Origin of the sequence: Streptomyces sp. CB02923 (genome assembly GCF_001905005.1) — a bacterium.
Taxonomy (GTDB): Bacteria; Actinomycetota; Actinomycetes; order Streptomycetales; family Streptomycetaceae; genus Streptomyces.
In genome coordinates this window covers 335,851-351,242 of sequence record NZ_LWKZ01000024.1, presented here as the reverse complement: position 1 = coordinate 351,242, position 15,392 = coordinate 335,851, and the positions used below count along the sequence as shown (strand labels likewise).

The window sequence follows — 15,392 nt, the reverse complement described above, 5'->3', positions numbered from 1 at the left end:
CATGTCTGATTGGTGAAAATGGAGTGGGGAAGGAAGGAGCCGGCGAGTGCCCGAACCCAGCGACACCCTGCTGGCCGTACGTGCCGGGGAGGGGGACGAAGGGGCTTTCGAGGTGCTCGTACGCCGCCACAGCGCTCAGCTCCTGCGCCTGGCGACCCGGCTGCTCGGCAGCCGCACCGACGCGGAGGACGCCGTACAGGACGCCTTCGTGAGCGCGTGGCGCAGAATCCCGGAGTTCCGCGGCGACGCCGCGTTCGCGACCTGGATGTACCGCATCGTCACCAACCGGTGCCTCAATCTGCTGCGGGCCCGCAGACCCACCCAGGACCTCGGCTCGGTACCCGAACCGAGCGCACCCGAGCACGCCTCGTCACCGGTGCGGGCGGCCGAGTCGACCGCCGCCGTCGAGGAGCTGATGCGGGCGATGGACGGACTCACCCCGGAACAGCGCGCCTGCTGGGTGCTGCGCGAGCTGCACGCCCTGCCGTACGAGGAGATCGCCGCGGTGGTGGGCATCAGCCACCAGGCGGTCCGTGGCAGGGTCTTCCGGGCACGCCGCTATCTGACGGAGGCGATGGGCGCATGGCGCTAGGTGAGCAAGACGACCCGATCCTGCCCTGCGGCCGCGCGCTGTCGTCCGTGTGGGAGGAGCACGAACCGGCCCCCGCGGGCCCCGACGCAGCCGGTGACCCGGACGGGGACACGGGAGGCCCGGACGCCGGTCCGCACGCCGCGCGGTGCCCGTACTGCCAGGAGGCACTGGCGGGCCTCGGCACACTCGACAGCTACGTACGCGAAGCCCGGCAGGCCGCCGAAGCCACCGGACGCGACGAGGAGCACCGGAGCACCGAGCGCTTCACGGCCCGGGTGATGGACCTGGTCCGGACCGAACTCCGTCCGGGGCGGACCCTGCCGCTGGGCGAACCCGGGGACGACGCGTGGATCACCGAGGCCGCGGCGGCCAAGACCTTCCGCGCCGCCGCCGAAACCCTCCCGGACGTGCAGGCGGGCAGCTGCCGGGTCACGCTGCTCGCGCCGCAGGGCCCCATGAAGGTGGCACTGGAACTGGCCGCCGGATACGAGTGGCCGCTGCCCGCCCTGGCCGACCGGGTACGGGAACGGGTCCGCGCGGCGGCACGGGACGGCGTCGGCCTGGACGTCGAGGAGATCGACGTCACCGTCGTCGACCTCGTCGAGGGGGACACGCCATGAGCCACGTCATGAGCGGCGACGCGCAGCTGCACGCCGCGGTCCTGCGGGCCGCCGCCGGAGCCGCCAAGGACACACCCGGCGTCGCCTTCCTGCGGCCCGGCCTGGGCGAACTGCTGCGGGGCACGGTGACGCGGGAGGCCCCGGCCGGGCGGAACGGCCGCGTGGCCGGCGTACGGGCCGAACGCGGGCCCGGCCCCGGGCAGTGGCGGATCCGCGTCCACCTGGCGGTGCGGCGCGGCCACCGGGCCCTGGACGTGACCCGCGCGGTCCGGCCGCGCGTCATGGCGGCGGTCCAGGAGGCGCTGCGCACGGCGGGCGAAGCCGCGACGACGGTCGCCGTGTCGGTGACCGTCACGGACATCACCTGACGCCGTGGGCGTACGGATCCGACGCCGAGGTCGTCCCGCGCGCCGTCAGGCGAAGGGCAGATTCGCCCAGGGCGAGGCCGGATCCTGGCCGAGGACACGGTGGATGTGCACCGCTTCCTGGTACGCCGTGCCGAACCAGCCGTTGTCGAAGGCCAGCACCCGGCCCAGGGCGTACCCCGCCGAGAACTCCTGCCAGGAGCCGTACGCCGCGTGCGCCAGCTCACCAGCGCGCAGTACGGCTTGCTCGGCTTCCGGGGGCGCGCAGTAGCGGGCCCCGAGCCCCCAGCGGACGAGGTTGACAGCGTGCGCGTAGTCCAGGGCGACGAGCGACTTCACCTGCCCGCCCGCGGGCAGCAGCCCGTCCGCACGGAAGCGCTCCTCGTACGTCCCCACCAGCTCCGGCACCCCGCCGGAGCTGCCGTCCTCTTCTTCCGCGGTTCCTGCGCCCCGGGCACGCAGCGCCGCCTCGGTCCCGGCCGGTACGAACCCGGCGTCGAGCAACTGGTCGAGGCGCTGACGCCAGGACGCCGGGTCGGTGACCGACCACTGCTCGTGCAGAATCCGGGCGTCGGCCGCGTAGTCGAGGAAGGCGGTGCCCAGCTCGTTCCACGGCACGCTGTGGTGCACGGCGATCGGCGCGCCGCAGGCGAGACCCTGGGCGAGCGGGCCGTGCAGCGGGCCGCCGAGATGGGTGGTGAGCAGCCCGCCGGGCCGGACCCCGAACTGGGCACGGATACGCGTCCAGGCGCCGCGGTGCGCGGCGGAGGCCGGCAGGTACGCGGCACACGGCGTACCCGGATTGACCGCCAGCTTCCACTTGTCGTTCGGCCAGTCCTGCGCCAGCTCCTCGACCGATACCCGGTCGAAGAGCTGCTGGGGGTGCCACGGCGGCAGCATGCCGCGGGTCGTCACGGGAATGCACGTACCGCCGCCGGCCGGGTCCTCGTAGACCGGCAGCGGATCCTGGCCCTGCTGCGGTACCACCAGGTACAGGTCCTCGCCGGCCACCGCCGCGACCTGGCCTTCCCGGTCGCCACGGGCACCGGCCTCCCACAGTCGCCGTTCCGTCTCGGTCGGCGGTATCCATCCTGGAGTTCCCACGGTCGTGAACCTTACGGGGGGCCGTCCGGCAGGCCGGGAGGCGGGGTCCGCGCCCACCTCGGGCTTTGCCGGACCGGCAAGGATGTTTGCCTTGTGGCGCCCACTGTCGGACGCTCGCGTCATGACGGACCACAACCACGGCACCACCGCCCCGGAACGCGGCCACGACCACGGCAACGGACCCGGCCACGACCACGGCTCCGGTCAGGGCCACGACCATCACCACGACAGCGCGCACATGGACTGGGAAGACCTCGCCGACCACCTGGAAGGAGAGGCCGAGTTCCAGACGCCGCTCCTCGAACAGGCCACGGCCTGGCTGCGGGACCTGCTGACGGAACCGTCCGGCCCCGGCCCCGACGCGGTCCGCCGGGTACTCGACGTCGGCAGCGGCCCCGGCGTCACCACCTGCCTGCTCGCCCACGCCTTCCCGCAGGCCGAGATCGTGGCGGTGGACCCGACCGAGGCGCTCCTCGAACGCGCCCGGGACCGCGCCGCCCGCCTCGGCCTCGGCGACCGGTTCCGTACCCACGTCGCCGAACTGCCCGACGGCATCGACGGCATCGGGGACGCGGACCTCATCTGGTCCAGCAAGGCCCTGCACCACGTCGGCGACCAGGCGGCGGCGGTGGCCGCCCTGGCCCGCCGCCTGCGGCCCGGCGGACTGCTCGTCGTGTCCGAAGGCGGTCTCACGTCCCGGATGCTGCCCCGCGACTTCGGCATCGGCCGCCCCGGCCTCCAGGCCCGTCTCGACGTGCTGCTGGAGGACTGGTTCGCCGAGATGCGCGCCGCGCTGCCCGGCACCCGGGGCCTCGTCGAGGACTGGCCCGCCATCCTGACCTCCGCCGGCCTGCGGTCCCCGCTCAGCCGCAGCTTCCTGCTGGACCTGCCCGCCCCGCTGAACACCTCCCAGCGTGCCCAGGTCACCCGGCAGCTGTCCCGCTTCGCCCAGATGTCGGGCGAGATCCTGGACGAGGAGGACCGCGCGACCCTCGACCGCCTGCTCACCCCGGACGACCCGGCCGGCATCGCCCGCCGCCCGGACCTCTTCTGGCTCTCCGCCCAGACCTTCCACACGGCACGCGCGTCCTGACGGTCCGTACGGCGCGCGTCCTGCCCGTCCGCAACGGGCGCTCTGACCTCCCACACGGCACGCGTGCCCCGGCCATCCGCCCCGTCGTGCCACGCGAAGCGCGCCCGGCCCGCCCTGGGAGGGGCGGACGGGCGACCGCACCGGCCGGCCGCCGCCCCCCGTAGGCCCGTCCGTGCCGTACCGCTTCGCGCCCCCGTCGGCGTGCTCGCGTGCGGTCGGTGGTGTGGACGTGGCCGTGCGGCGGTCGGCCGGTGCCGGGCGGGGTGGTGGCCCTCCCGGGCCGGGAAGGCCCCCCCACCACCCCGCCGTGTGACCAGCTCGCCGGCCCGCGGCGAAGGGCGTGGCCGGGCCGGCGGGCCGGGACTCAGCAGTTCAGGTAGGCGCTGTGGATCCACACCCCGGTACGGCCGCCCCAGAGGTCACCCATGACCCAGGAGCCCTCGCGGCCCTTGGCGTTCATCTTCTGGCCCTTGTTCACCTGGCCCAGGACCGGGTAGCCGGTGCCCGGCCCGCCGCGGTAGTTGACGCCGTTGTCGTTGACGGTGCAGACGACGGCCTGGACCGCGGGCGACGCGGACTGCTGGGTGGCGGCCGGGCCGGCGGCGGTGGCCACCGTGCTGCCGGCGAGTGCGAACACGGCCGCGGTGGCCGCGAGAGCGGCGGCGCGAGGAATGCGGATCATCTGGGTCTCCTCCGTTGTGGTGCTCTTCGGTGCACCGGGGCCGTCGACTGCCCGGACCCGACACCCATGACCTTCGTCCCGCGCCGTACCGCGGGCCAAGGGGTTTCCCGTCCCCCGCGGGGCGCGGGAAACCGGGAAACCGGGCGTGAGCTGGGAGGGAGGAGACAGGAGGGGGAAGAAGAGAACGGCGCCGCCGCCCCGGGTGGGGCGGCGGCGCCGGAAGGTGGCACACCGGACCGGGGTCCGGGCGCGGATTCAGCCGTTCATGGTGTCCGGGTCCGGGCCCAGGCGCGTGCCCGAGTCCAGGCCCGCGAGGGCGGCCATGTCGGCGTCGTCCAGCGCGAAGCCGAAGACGTCGAAGTTCTCCTTGATCCGGGACGGGGTCACGGACTTCGGGATGACGACGTTGCCGAGCTGGAGGTGCCAGCGGAGCACGATCTGCGCGGGGGTGCGCCCGTACTTCTCGGCGAGCCCGGTGACGGTCGCGTCCTTCAGGAGGTCCTTGCCCTGGCCCAGCGGCGACCAGGCCTCGGTCGCGATGCCGTGCCGCGCGTGGAAGGCACGGGCCTCGGACTGCTGGAGCTGCGGGTGCAGCTCGATCTGGTTGACCGCGGGGACGACCGACGTCTCGCCCAGCAGCCGCTCCAGGTGGGCGGGGTGGAAGTTGGAGACGCCGATGGCCTTGGCCCGGCCCTCCTCGTAGATCTTCTCGAACGCCCGGTACGTGTCCACGAACGTGCCCTTGGCGGGCATCGGCCAGTGGATCAGGTACAGGTCGACGTACTCCAGTCCCAGCTTGGCGAGGGACGTGTCGAAGGCGCGCAGGGTCGAGTCGTAGCCCTGGTCGTCGTTCCACAGCTTCGTCGTCACGAAGAGCTCGTCACGAGCGATGCCGGAGGCGGCGAGCGCCTTCCCCGTGCCCTCCTCGTTGCCGTAGATCGCGGCGGTGTCGATGCTGCGGTACCCGGCTTCCAGGGCGGTTCCGACGGCCGAGAAGGCCTCGTCGTCCGGCACCTGCCAGACGCCGTAGCCGAGCTGCGGCATGGCGACACCGTTGTTGAGGGTGATGTGGGGGACCTTGCTCACGAGCGATGCGATCCTTAGGTCGACGTACATGTTCTCCGATGACAACGATCATCCGGTACGACGCATTCCCGCGCATCTTCAGCGATTCCCGTGCACCTTCAGCGAGCGGCGGGAGGGACCTGGGGCAGGCGGGCCGTCTCCGCCGCGAGGGTGAGCGCGCCGAGGCAGAGCACGACCAGCCCGGCGGCCAGTTCCAGGGCCCCCGCCAGGCCGCGGGCGGGGGCCTCGCCGCCGCCGGTCAGGGCGTCGGCCGCGGTCCACGAGAGCCACAGCGTTCCGCCCCACGCGAACACCGCGGCGGAGCCCACCCAGGCCAGGGCGAGCGGCACCCGCGTACGCAGCTGCCGCCAAGGCCCCCGGCGGGGAAAGAGCAGGGCGGTCAGTCCGGCCGCGCCGGCCAGCGACAGCAGGCCCAGGACGACGTCGGACGTGGCGGTGACGGAAGTCCGCGCGGGCAGCGCCGCCGCTCCGGCACCCGCGGGCATACCGAGGCCCCACAGCACGTGGACGGTGCCCAGCACGGCGAGGAGCAGCGCCGACGGGACACCGAGCAGCCGTCGCGCCGACCGTACGCCAGGGGCGGGAGCGGGTTCGGACGCCAGCCGCCGGCGCAGCAGCACGCCCCAGCGCCGGTGCGCGTACACCGAGAAGGCGCCCAGCAGGGTGCAGCCCTCGACGATGAAGGCGCCGTAGACGAGGACGAAGACCCAGGGCTGGAGGGCGTCGCCGGATGTGATCGGGTTGGCCGCGCCGGTGACGGCGGCGACGGCGGAGCCCGCCGGTACGGTCAGCATCAGAGGAGCGAGCAGGCCGGACGCCATCCACAGGGGCAGGGCGAGCAGCCAGGCAGGGGCGCGCAGGCCCGACGGGCGGGTGAGCGTGTACGCGACGGCGGCGGCGACGGCGTCCATCAGGAAGGTGACGGCGTTGACCGCGATCCAGGAGCCCCGGCTGGTCCCTGCCAGGTCCACGACGCCGATGTCGGAGCCCAGTACCCACAGCAGCTTGAGCAGGAGGTACGGGGCGCAGGCCGCGACGGCGATCCGGCCCAGGAGGACCTGGCGGTCCGTGCGTCTGGCGGTGTGCTCGGTGTGCTCAGTGCGCTGAGTGCGCTGAGTGCGCTTAGTGATCTCGGCGGTCCCGGCGGTTCCGGCGGTCTTGGCATTCTCGGTGTCCATGGCATACAAGCCTTCCGGCGGCCCGGGAAAGGCGCCTCCGGCCGGGGGACGAACCGCCTCCGCCGCACGGGGGAAGGGCCGACGGGCCCGCACCCCTCACGCCCGGTACAGCGCGTCCACCTCCGTCGCGTACGCCGCCTCGATGGCCTTGCGCTTCAGCTTGAGCGACGGCGTCAGCAGGCCGTGCTCCTCGCTGAACTGGTGCGCCAGTATCCGGAACGTCCGGATCGACTCGGCCTGTGAGACCAGCGTGTTGGCGGCGACGACGGCCCGCCGGATCTCGGTCTCCAGGTCGGGGTCGTGCACGAGGTCCGTCGGCGGCAGTTCCGGCTTGCCGCGCATGGCGAGCCAGTGCGCGACGGCCTCCGGGTCCAGCGTCACCAGCGCGGCCACGTACGGGCGGTCGTTGCCGACCACGATGCACTGGGCGACCAGCGGGTGCGCCCGTACCCGCTCCTCCAGGACGACCGGTGACAGCGTCTTGCCGCCGGAGGTGACGAGGACTTCCTTCTTCCGGCCGGTGATCGTCAGGTAGCCGTCCTCGTCGAGCGCGCCGAGGTCGCCGGTGGCCAGCCAGCCGTCGCGCAGGACGGCGTCGGTGGCCCGGACGTTGTGCAGATAGCCCTGGAAGATCTGGCCGCCGTGCAGCCAGATCTCGCCGTCCTCGGCGATGTGCACGGTCGTGCCGGGGACGGGGGAGCCGACCGTGCCGAAGCGGGTCCGCTCGGGCGGGTTGGCGGTGGCGGCGGCGGTGGACTCCGTCAGGCCGTACCCCTCGTAGATGGTCACCCCGGCGCCGGCGAAGAACAGTCCGAGCCGGCGCTCCATCGCCGAACCGCCCGACATGGCATGCCGTACCCGGCCGCCCATCGCCTCGCGCACCTTGCCGTAGACCAGCTTGTCGAAGAGCTGGTGCTGCACCCGCAGCGGGGCACTGGGCCCGGACGCGGTGCCGAACGCCCTGTGCTCCAGCGCCTCGGCGTAGCGGACCGCCACCTCGACGGCCTTCTCGAACGGGCCGAGCCGTCCCTCCGCCTCGGCCTTGCGCCGGGCCGCCGCGAAGACCTTCTCGAAGATGTACGGCACGGCGAGGATGAAGCTGGGCCGGAACGACTGGAGGTCGGGGAGCAGGGCGGCGGCCGACAGATCGGGCTGGTGGCCCAGCTTGACCCGCCCGCGTACGGCCGCGACCTGCACCATCCGCCCGAAGACATGGGCGAGCGGCAGGAACAGCAGGGTGGACGCCTCGTCGCCGGGCTTGGAGTGGAAGACCGTCTCGTACCGCTCGACGACGTTGTCGGCCTCCGCCATGAAGTTGGCGTGGCTGATCACGCAGCCCTTGGGGCGGCCGGTGGTGCCGGAGGTGTAGATGACCGTCGCCGTCGCGTCCGGGGTGACCGCCATCCGGTGGCGGTGCACCACGTCGTCCTCCAGATGCGCGCCCGCCGCGGTCAGTTCGGCCACCGGGTCGGCGTCCAGCTGCCACAGGCGGCGCAGTTGCGGCAGCCGGTCGATGACCGAGCCGATGGTCATCGCGTGGTCCTCGTGCTCGACCATGCAGGCCGACACTCCCGCGTCGTGCAGCATCCAGAAGACCTGCTCGGCGGACGAAGTGGGGTACAGCGGTACGGACTGGGCGCCCACGGCCCACAGGGCGAAGTCGAACAGCGTCCACTCGTAGCGGGTACGGGACATGATCCCGACCCGGTCGCCGAAGCGGACACCCTGGGCGAGCAGTCCCTTGGCCAGCGCCATGACCTCGTCGCGGAACTGCGCCGCGGCCACGTCCCGCCACCGGCCGGTGGCGTCCTTACGGGCCAGCGCGGCCCGGCCGGGCTCCGAGTCGGCATGGTCGAACACGGCGTCCGCCAACCCGCCGACGCGGGGCGCCGTCGCCAAAGGTGGGACGGTGAACTCGCGCAATGACCCAGCTCCTCGACGTGCTTCTCACAGGGCCGAGACCGTACCCCAACCGTACGGCGCGCGGGAGGGGCGTCCTGCCCGGCGGCCGGATGGCACAGTCGCTGGTCATCAGGCGAAAACGGGCTACTCCGGAGAAGCCCGGACATCGGCGGCGGCGTCTCGCCCCGACGATCACGACGCCGGGACCGGATCTGCACCAAATCTTTCCGAACACGGCCGGCCCCTGACCGCCCGGGGAGCGGCCGCCACGGCCCCGGCCGCACGAAGAGGCGAACTCCTCCGCCCCTGGCCGGATGAAGAGGTGAACTCCTCCGTCCCCGGCTCCGTATCCCAGACATCGGAGCCGCCGCAGCCCGGCTGCGTGCCGGGACGGCCGCTTCACGTACGAGCAGATGCGAGCAGTTACGGGCAGTACCGATCTGAGCGAACCGTTCGAGGGGGAGAAGGAGCGATGACACAGTCGACGGGGCAGTCCACACGGCGGCCCCGGCAGCCGTCCCGGTACGAGGCGGCCGCCGATCACGTCCGCTGGACGGAGTGCAACCGTGCTCTCTGGGACACCTGGACCGACGTCCACGTGCGCAGCGACCACTACGACGTCCAGGGCTTCCTGGCCGGGCGCGAGAGCCTGCAGTCCTTCGAACCGGAGGAACTGGGCCCCGTGGCGGGCCGTTCGATGCTCCACCTCCAGTGCCACTTCGGCCTGGACACGCTCAGCTGGGCGCGCCGCGGGGCCCATGTGACCGGCGTCGACTTCTCGCCGTCGGCCATCGCGCAGGCCCATGCCATCGCCGGGAAGGCGGAGCTGCCCGCCGAGTTCGTCTGCGCGCAGCTCTACGACCTGCCGCCGGGTTTCGACCACCGTTTCGACATCGTGTACGTCTCGTTCGGCTCGCTCGTCTGGCTGCCGGACATCGACCGGTGGGCGCGCTCGGCGGCTCGCTACCTGGCACCCGGCGGGGTGCTCTACGTCGCCGAGTACCACCCCATGGTGCACGTGCTGGACTTTGACGAGAACGCGGACGGGCCCCGGCTGCGCTACCCGTACTTCCACCGCGACGAGCCCGTCACGCACGACCTCGAAGGCGCGTACGCCGAGCCCGGGACGGACACCGCGGTCGCCGGGTACACCTGGGCGCACTCGCTCGGCGAGATCGTGACCAGTGTGATCCGGGCGGGACTGCGGCCGGAATTCCTCCACGAATTTCCCTCCGCGTGGTTCCCGATGCTGCCCTACCTGGAGCAGCGTGCGGACGGCAGGTACTGGCTGCCCGCCCGGATCCAGGGCGAGTGCCCGCTGCTGTTCACCCTGCGCGCCACCGCTCCGGCCGCCACCTGACCGCCGACGGTCCGATCACCCATGGAGTTGACGATGACCGGCACCACCCACCACCGCGGAACCGCCGACCTCCCCCACCCGACGACCGCTGATGACGCCCACCCCGCGACCACCGAGGATGTCCACCCCGCGACCGCCGAGGGTTCCCATCCCGTGACGGCCGAGGATGTCCACCCCGCGACCGCCGCCGTCCCCGCCCATCCCGGCCTGCGCGCCCTGGAACGCCGTATCGGTCCGGCCCGCGAGCACGTCCTGAGCCACCGCGTCTACGGCGAACTGACCAGCCTGCGCCGGGTCGCCGTCTTCCAGGAGCACCACGTTTTCGCCGTGTGGGACTTCATGTCGCTGCTCAAGAGCCTCCAGCGCGACCTCACGTGCACCGACCTGCCATGGGTACCGCAGGGCCCGTCCGTCAGCCGCCGCCTGATCAACGAGATCACTCTCGCCGAGGAGAGCGACGCCTTCGGGGACGGGTACACCAGCCATTTCGAGCTCTACGTGGACGCTATGCGCCGCACGGGGGCCGACACCGGGCCCATCGAGTCCTTCGTCGCCCTGCTGCGGGACGGCAACTCGGTGACCAAGGCGCTGAAGTACGCGGACGTGCCCCCGGGTGCGGCCGAGTTCACCGCCGCCACCTGGGACGTCATCGCCCACGCGCCGCTCCACTGCCGCGCCGCCGCGTTCGCCTTCGGCCGTGAGGACCTGATCCCCGACATGTTCCAGCGGGTCACCGGCATCGCGGGCGCCCAGGAGCGACTGGCGACGTTCAAGGACTACCTGGTGCGGCACATCGAACTCGACGGGGACGCGCACACGCCGATGGCCCTGCGGATGCTCGTCGAGATCTGCGGGGACGACCGGGAGAAGTGGGCACAGGGCGCGGAGACCGTGGTCGAGGCGCTGAGGGCCCGGCAGGCTCTCTGGGACGCGGTGTCCGCGTCGTCGGCGGGCCGGTGACGGGCGCGCCTCCTACGGAAGCTGCAACCGGTCGCCGCCCGCCAGTATCGCGTCGGCCAGGGCGTCCGCCGGGCCCTTGGCCGCGCCGTCCCGCTCCCCGTACAGCAGGACGAAGTCCACCCCGCCGAGGTCCGGCAGCCCGGCCCGGGACGGCATCCGGACCAGGCCCGGCGGGATCATGCCGAGGCTGTGCGCCATCACGCCCAGACCTGCCCGGGTGGCCGCGACCAGACCGTTGAGGCTGCCGCTGGTGCAGGCGATGCGCCAGTCGCGGCCCTGCCGCTCCAGCGCCTCCAGCGCGCGGGCCCGGGTCACCGCGGGCGGCGGGAACACCACCAGCGGGACCGGCTTGCGGGCGTCCAGACGCAGCCGGTCCGTACCGACCCACACCAGCCGGTCCCGCCAGACGAGCCGGCCGGTGGGCGCCTCGGCCCGGCCGCGCGCGGGGCCGGGGCGGCGTTTGGCCAGGACGAGGTCGAGGCGGCCGGCCGCCAGCAGCTCGTGCAGGGTCCCGGACAGCTCGACCGTCAGCTCCAGATCCACCTCGGGGTGATCGCGCCGGAACTCCTCCAGCACCTCCGGCATCCGGGTCAGCACGAAGTCCTCCGAGGCCCCGAACCGCAGCCGGCCGCGCAGCCGCGTGCCGGTGAAGAAGCCCGCCGCCCGCTCGTTGGCCTCCAGGATCGTGCGCGCGAAGCCGAGCATCGCCTCGCCGTCCTCGGTGAGGTCCACGGCATGGGTGTCCCGGGCGAACAGCCGCCGCCCGGCCGCGTCCTCCAGCTTGCGCACGTGCTGGCTCACGGTGGACTGCCGCAGGCCGAGCCGGTGCGCGGCCTGGGTGAAGCTCAGCGTCTGCGCCACCGCGAGGAACGTACGCAGCTGTACGGGATCGAACATCACCCCAGCCTAGCTGCCCATCACGAACCGTGATGACAGTCACCACGGTAAGAGGGGTTCCCGATGGCTGTGGTGCCAGGCAGGCTGGAGAGGGCACCGTCCGCCCCGGCCACCCGCACCGACCCGAAGAGAGAACATGCGCCGCCCTCAGCTCAAGATCCCCTCCTGGCTCCCCGTGGACGGATTCATTCTGGCCCTGGTCGGCACCGTCGGCCTCGCGGCGCTGCTGCCCGCCCGCGGCACGGCCGCCACCGTCGCCGACGACGCGTCGACCGGAGCCGTCGCGCTGCTCTTCTTCCTCTACGGCGCCCGGCTCTCCACCCGCGAGGCGATGGACGGGATGCGCCAGTGGCGGCTGCATCTGGCGGTGCTGGCCTGCACGTTCGTGATCTTCCCGCTGCTGGGCCTGGCCGCCCGCGGCCTCGTCCCGTACGTCCTGACGCAGCCCCTCTACACCGGTCTGCTCTTCCTGTGCCTGGTGCCCTCCACCGTCCAGTCCTCGATCGCCTTCACCTCGATGGCGCGCGGCAACGTCGCGGCGGCGATCTGCGCCGGGTCCTTCTCCAGCCTCCTCGGGATCGTGGTGACGCCGCTGCTGGCGGCGCTGCTCCTGGGCGGTGACGGCGGCGGGTTCTCGGCCCACTCCCTGGTGTCGATCGTCCTGCAGCTGCTCGTGCCGTTCCTCGCAGGTCAGCTGCTGCGCCGCTGGATCGTCGGCTTCATCACCCGCCACAAGAAGATCCTCGGCTTCGTCGACCGCGGCTCGATACTCCTGGTCGTCTACACCGCCTTCAGCGCGGGCATGGCCGCGGGCATCTGGCACCAGGTCTCCCCGTGGCGCCTGCTGGGTCTGCTGGCCGTCGAGGCCGTCCTGCTGGCCCTGATGCTGACGGTCACGTCCTACGGTTCCCGGAAGGCCGGCTTCGTCCGCGGCGACCGGATCGCCATCACCTTCGCGGGGTCGAAGAAGAGCCTGGCCGCCGGGCTGCCCATGGCCAGCGTCCTGTTCGGCGCCCAGGCCGGGCTGGCCGTACTGCCGCTGATGCTGTTCCACCAGATGCAGCTGATGGTCTGCGCGGTCCTCGCGAAGCGGTACGCCGCGCAGGCACCCGGCGAGCCGGGAACCGGGGGAGGGGACAGGGCAGGGGCAGGGGCAGAGGCTGGGGCTGGGGTCGAGTCCGGGGCGGCGGCGGACCGGGACCGGCTCGGAACCGGCCCGCGGGGAGCGGGCGGGACGCCGCGGCAGCGCGGTGAGAATGTGGGTGCGGGCAACTCGCGCTGAGGAAGGGGACGTTCGCGGCCTCGGCGCGATAGTTCCCTATCCGTTCCCGCCAGTTCCCGTCCGTCCCTGCCAGCTCTCGTCCCTCCTCCTCCCTCCCTGCCCCTCCTCGTCCGTTCCCGCCCGTTCCCGTCAGTCCTCGTCGTGTACGTGGTTCAGCGGCAGGTGCAGGACGACGGGGCCGCGGACGCGCGCGTTGTCCTGGCGTACGCGGGCCAGTTCGTCGTCGTCCAACGCGCGCCCGTACACCCGTACTTCGTCCAGGTCGCCGGACAGCTGCGAGCGGCTGTCGGGTTTCTGGCCCGCGTGGACACCGAAGACCGAGTTCCGGCTCACGGAGCCGGGCACGTCGGGGACCGTGCGGGTCTCGGCGCCGTCGACGGTGAGCGTCAAATGTCCGCCGGTGCGCCGCAGCGCCAGGTGGTGCCACCGGTCGTCGTTGTACGCGGTGCCGGAGGCGACCTCGGCGGTGGCGGGCGGCCGGGCTCCGTCGAGCGCGGTGACGAAGGCGCTGACCCGGTTGCGGGCGGGGTCGCCGCGCAGCGCCACCTGAGGGCTGCGGCTGCCCACCCCGCCCATCCACAGGAAGGGCTGTTCCCCGGAGGTGGCGCGGTAGCGGAACCAGAGGCTGCACGTGAAGTCGCCGCTGCCGAGCGGCAGTGAGCTGCGGAAGGGGAGGCGTACGGCGTCGTCCCGGCCGTCGAAGGAGAGCCCGTCGCCGAAGCGGCCCGGCACCGGCCGGGCGCCGCCCAGGACGAGCGCGGGCCGGGCGTGCCGCCCGTGGTCGGGGGTCGTCGGGTCGGGGGCGCGGCGCGGGCCGAGCCAGCCGTCGGTGAAGCGCGCGAAGCGGATCTCGTCGCGGGCGTCGGCCGCGCCGCCCTCGTAGAGCAGGCCGGTCAGGCCGGGGGAGACGGACACCAGGTCCGAGTAGCCGGACCAGTCGGCGGTGACCCGGGCGCCCCGGTCCACGCCTTCCCAGGTGCGGCCCTCGTCGTAGGAGGAGCGGATGGTCATGGTGCGGCGGCGGTCGGGGTCGGCGGGCGCGGCGAAGAGCGTACGGCCCGGCCCGCGGGAGTCCCGGGGCGGCAGCCGCAGCACGGAACCCTGCACCATCGGCGCGTACAGGCCGGGCAGGGCGCGGAACGGCCGGGCGAAGGACTCGCCGCCGTCGTGGCTGACGGCGGCCGTGCGGTGGCCGAGGTCGGTGCCGTCCTGCTCGCGCCCGTTGACGTACACCGAGCCGTCGGAACGTTCGAGCAGGCTCATCTCGGACGGCTTCTGGCGGAAGGTGCCGTCGGCGGCGGTCGGGTAGCTGTCCACGGCGCCGACCCGCCAGGAGTCACCGCCGTCGTCGCTGAGCATCAGCGCCCCGTGGTTGGCGATTATGCGGCCGCCCCCGTAGCTCTCCGCGTTGACGGTGAAGACCAGCCGTCCGGCGTGCCGTCCCCGGGCCAGCTGGATGCCGTGTACGGGGCCGGTCGCGTACCAGGAGTTCCATCCGGGGGGCCGGAGCTCGGCGGTCAGGTCGCGCGGTGCGGACCAGGTGGCGCCGTCGTCGTCGCTGTACTGGAGGTGCGGGGTGCGGTCGCAGGGGACGTCGCAGTTCCCGGCGTCGGGGCGGCCCTTGTTGTAGGTCTCCGCGAGCAGGACGCGGCCGGTCTCACGGTCGACGACGGGGGCGGGGTTCCCGTGGGTGTCCCCGCCGCCCTCATTGACGACCTGGAGAGGGCCCCACGTACGTCCGCCGTCGGTGGAGCGTTTCAGTACGAGGTCTATGTCGCCGGCGTCGCCGCAGTTGCGCACCCGGCCCTCGGCGAAGGCCAGCAGGGTGCCGCTGGTGGAACGGACGATCGCCGGGATGCGGAAGCACGCGTATCCGTGCTCCTGGGACCCCTTGAACAGCACCTGCTGCTCGAAGCCGGTGGCGGCGGGGGAACCGGCGGACGGGGTGGCCGCGGGGCGGGCCTGGGCGGTGGCCACCGGGACCAGGACAGCGGCGGCCGTGGCGAGTGCGGCCAGTGTGCGGGCCTGTGGCCGGGGGCCGCCGCGGGCAGGGCCGCTGGTCCCGGTGGCGGGTCTGCCGCGGTGGCCGTCGTGCGTGCGGAATCGTGACGTCATGATCCGACCTGCCCTTCGAGGCATCGGCGAGGCGTCGGAGGCGGAAGAGAACGGGACATGACCAGACATCCCACGTCCTACGTAGGATGTCCGATGTCCTTGCTCCGGTGCGCAGGAAGCTACTGGCCCCCCGGCACTGTCACAAGCCACGCGCGG

General features: G+C 73.0%; 14 protein-coding genes. 7 read left to right on the top strand and 7 right to left on the bottom strand.

Translation table 11 applies throughout. The annotated features are described in order from the left end of the window. Positions 1-46 precede the first annotated feature (46 nt). From A6A06_RS24820 to A6A06_RS24810, 3 genes are read left to right on the top strand one after another with little or no spacing between them, the layout of a single operon-like run. Positions 47-592 carry an RNA polymerase sigma factor gene (locus A6A06_RS24820; protein ID WP_073763546.1) on the top strand — a complete coding sequence of 182 codons (546 nt, stop codon included), beginning with the start codon at positions 47-49 and terminating at the stop codon, positions 590-592. Continuing rightward, a complete protein-coding gene (locus tag A6A06_RS24815) occupies positions 583-1,212 on the top strand; it encodes an Asp23/Gls24 family envelope stress response protein (protein WP_073763545.1) in 630 nt (209 codons plus the stop codon). Before A6A06_RS24820 ends, A6A06_RS24815 begins: the two co-directional genes overlap by 10 nt. Next, positions 1,209-1,580 (top strand): Asp23/Gls24 family envelope stress response protein, encoded by a 372-nt coding sequence (locus A6A06_RS24810; protein WP_242440925.1) that lies wholly within the window; start codon positions 1,209-1,211, stop codon positions 1,578-1,580. The genes A6A06_RS24815 and A6A06_RS24810 overlap by 4 nt, the downstream gene beginning before the upstream one ends. Positions 1,581-1,625: 45 nt before the next feature. On the opposite strand, the gene A6A06_RS24805 is transcribed toward A6A06_RS24810, so the two are convergent. Continuing rightward, positions 1,626-2,681 (bottom strand): DUF1266 domain-containing protein, encoded by a 1,056-nt coding sequence (locus tag A6A06_RS24805; RefSeq protein ID WP_242440924.1) that lies wholly within the window; start codon positions 2,679-2,681, stop codon positions 1,626-1,628. A gap of 121 nt (positions 2,682-2,802) precedes the next feature. On the opposite strand from A6A06_RS24805, the gene A6A06_RS24800 reads away from it, so the two are divergent. Next, positions 2,803-3,774, top strand: a complete 972-nt coding sequence (locus tag A6A06_RS24800) for a class I SAM-dependent methyltransferase (RefSeq protein ID WP_073764546.1) — start codon at positions 2,803-2,805, stop codon at positions 3,772-3,774. A gap of 364 nt (positions 3,775-4,138) precedes the next feature. Here the strand turns inward: A6A06_RS24800 and A6A06_RS24795 are convergent, their stop codons facing one another. The 4 genes from A6A06_RS24795 to A6A06_RS24780 all read right to left on the bottom strand — a co-directional run bounded on the left by A6A06_RS24795 (position 4,139) and on the right by A6A06_RS24780 (position 8,643). Continuing rightward, complete coding sequence (locus A6A06_RS24795; RefSeq protein WP_073763543.1) at positions 4,139-4,456, bottom strand: SH3 domain-containing protein; 318 nt, start codon at positions 4,454-4,456, stop codon at positions 4,139-4,141. A 255-nt stretch (positions 4,457-4,711) separates the two neighbouring features. Continuing rightward, positions 4,712-5,542, bottom strand: coding sequence for an aldo/keto reductase (locus A6A06_RS24790; RefSeq protein ID WP_073763542.1), 831 nt, complete (start codon positions 5,540-5,542; stop codon positions 4,712-4,714). 98 nt (positions 5,543-5,640) lie between these two features. Continuing rightward, a complete protein-coding gene (locus A6A06_RS24785; protein ID WP_242440923.1) occupies positions 5,641-6,720 on the bottom strand; it encodes a hypothetical protein in 1,080 nt (359 codons plus the stop codon). Between the two features lie 96 nt (positions 6,721-6,816). After that, positions 6,817-8,643, bottom strand: coding sequence for an AMP-dependent synthetase/ligase (locus tag A6A06_RS24780; RefSeq protein WP_199931124.1), 1,827 nt, complete (start codon positions 8,641-8,643; stop codon positions 6,817-6,819). 451 nt (positions 8,644-9,094) lie between these two features. On the opposite strand from A6A06_RS24780, the gene A6A06_RS24775 reads away from it, so the two are divergent. Continuing rightward, entirely contained in the window at positions 9,095-9,982 is an 888-nt protein-coding gene (locus A6A06_RS24775; protein WP_079194313.1) for a class I SAM-dependent methyltransferase, read from the top strand. Positions 9,983-10,015: 33 nt separating this feature from the next. Next, positions 10,016-10,942, top strand: coding sequence for a DUF3050 domain-containing protein (locus A6A06_RS24770; protein WP_079194312.1), 927 nt, complete (start codon positions 10,016-10,018; stop codon positions 10,940-10,942). Positions 10,943-10,954: 12 nt separating this feature from the next. Here the strand turns inward: A6A06_RS24770 and A6A06_RS24765 are convergent, their stop codons facing one another. Beyond that, entirely contained in the window at positions 10,955-11,839 is an 885-nt protein-coding gene (locus A6A06_RS24765; RefSeq protein WP_073763540.1) for a LysR family transcriptional regulator, read from the bottom strand. A gap of 136 nt (positions 11,840-11,975) precedes the next feature. Here A6A06_RS24765 and A6A06_RS24760 point away from each other — a divergent pair, with 136 nt between their 5' ends. Beyond that, the gene (locus A6A06_RS24760) at positions 11,976-13,121 is read left to right on the top strand and encodes a bile acid:sodium symporter family protein (protein ID WP_073763539.1); all 1,146 of its coding nucleotides are present in this window, start codon (positions 11,976-11,978) and stop codon (positions 13,119-13,121) included. A 129-nt stretch (positions 13,122-13,250) separates the two neighbouring features. Here the strand turns inward: A6A06_RS24760 and A6A06_RS24755 are convergent, their stop codons facing one another. After that, entirely contained in the window at positions 13,251-15,236 is a 1,986-nt protein-coding gene (locus tag A6A06_RS24755; protein WP_073763538.1) for a sialidase family protein, read from the bottom strand. Between the last annotated feature and the right edge of the window lie 156 nt (positions 15,237-15,392).